This window comes from Pontibacter rugosus (genome assembly GCF_042678745.1).
Lineage (GTDB): Bacteria > Bacteroidota > Bacteroidia > Cytophagales > Hymenobacteraceae > Pontibacter > Pontibacter rugosus.
On the sequence record NZ_JBHTLD010000405.1, the window covers coordinates 1 to 1,580 of the forward strand.

At 37.8% G+C, this 1,580-nt stretch carries 1 protein-coding gene; it reads right to left on the reverse strand.

What is annotated here, in order from left to right; all coding sequences use genetic code 11:
* Positions 1 to 685: 685 nt before the first annotated feature.
* Positions 686 to 1,580: alpha-1,2-fucosyltransferase (locus tag ACFQ2O_RS21555; RefSeq protein ID WP_377532955.1), on the reverse strand; the 895-nt coding region annotated here is incomplete at its 5' end.

Consider the following 1,580-nt stretch of genomic DNA (forward strand, 5'->3'; position numbering starts at 1 on the left):
CTTGTTATATTTTAAGGTGTTAAAACACTAAATCTTATTGTCTTTGAAAATTAATAAAAATATAATACTGTGGAAATTAATGCCATTTTGGATTATATTGTTGTGGAATAATTCCACACATTTTCTTTAATGTCCCCTAAATGCTTAAATAGAGCCAATAAGGGGTGTGTGAATTCCACAAAGTGTGGAGTTTACCTTGTGTTATGAAAGCGTTGGTGCAGCTGCTATACTCTAAAATTTGCTTATTTGCCCCTCAAAAGACAGAAGTATTGCCTGCAAACAGTAAAGTTTAAATAAGCAATAACCTGGAGTGACTTAGCACTAAGGAAAGTATGAAAGTGCTTGCTCTGGTATCTAATGTCCGTCACTGGAGACTATATTATCAGCGATGAGGTGATTATGCTTGAAGGAGATGTTCCGAAGCTATTGATTTTGCCCCGAACTGTTAGCTTAAGCTAAGAGTATGACTTAACCTAACACACAAATAGGAAGTGTAGTGCTTCTGTAATTGCTGCTCTGGATCGGGTTATGAGCGGAAAGTAAAGTGTAGCTGTTGCTTTTATACTTCTAAAGTACCGCAACAGCTACACCTTACCTTTTACAGAATGGATAGTAAAAGCAGATTGGTTTATAAGAAGCGTTGAGAAGCTTCTTAACTGAACACAGCTAACGCAGCAGTAAACAGTTACCCTTGCGTTACAATTTTGAATTCTGAAAGTATAACCTCTTTAGAGGCGTCTTCTAAGGCCAGTAGTGGTGTTTCTCCGTAGAAAGATGCCCACATGGTAAAGGTACTTGGGGGGCCAATAAGATAGTGGCATCTGGATAGGGCATAAAGATCAACTATGAAATGTCTGTCTTCTGTTACAATAGGCAATCCAGGATAGTTATTCTTGTTGATTTTCTCATTTGAGCAGATGAGGAAGACGCATTTTTTGCCTTCCGCCTCCAGTTGCTGCTTTAAGGCATTCATTTTTTTGTAATAAACATCATCCTCATAAAACCACTTGCCGTTATTATAGGTTTTATAATCTCCTCTCCGAATATGTACGCCTATGATTGTATCTCCTAATTGCATACATCTGTTTATCACCTCCTCAACCTGCTCTGTATACTTAGGGAGAGGTGTGAAAATCTTACGTATACTTGCGGCGTGTTTTTCAAAGTCTTTATAATCCCGATAAAGCCAACCGTCTACAAAAACGACTTTGTTTTTAGCAGCTGCTACAAAATCAGAATCGTTCATGTCAAAGCTTTTTGGCGCAGCATCATAAGCCTTTATCTCATGAAAAGAGACGCCTGGTAAATTGCGCAATGGCTTAACCTGTACTTTTTGAACCGCATTTACTGCTTTCCTCACCAGCTCGTCGAATGGTTGATTACCTGTGATTCGCAGACTAATGTTATGGCCATTAAAATCGTTTGTCGCTGTAGAGGTAAAGAAATCCTTATAGTCGTTAAATGACGGGTTTATCAGTTTATAGTTGTGAGCTATACTATTAGATATAAAGTGCGAAAAATAAAATAACCTATTTGCGAGCTGCCCCGCTTTATAGTTCATTATAACCATTACAAAATCA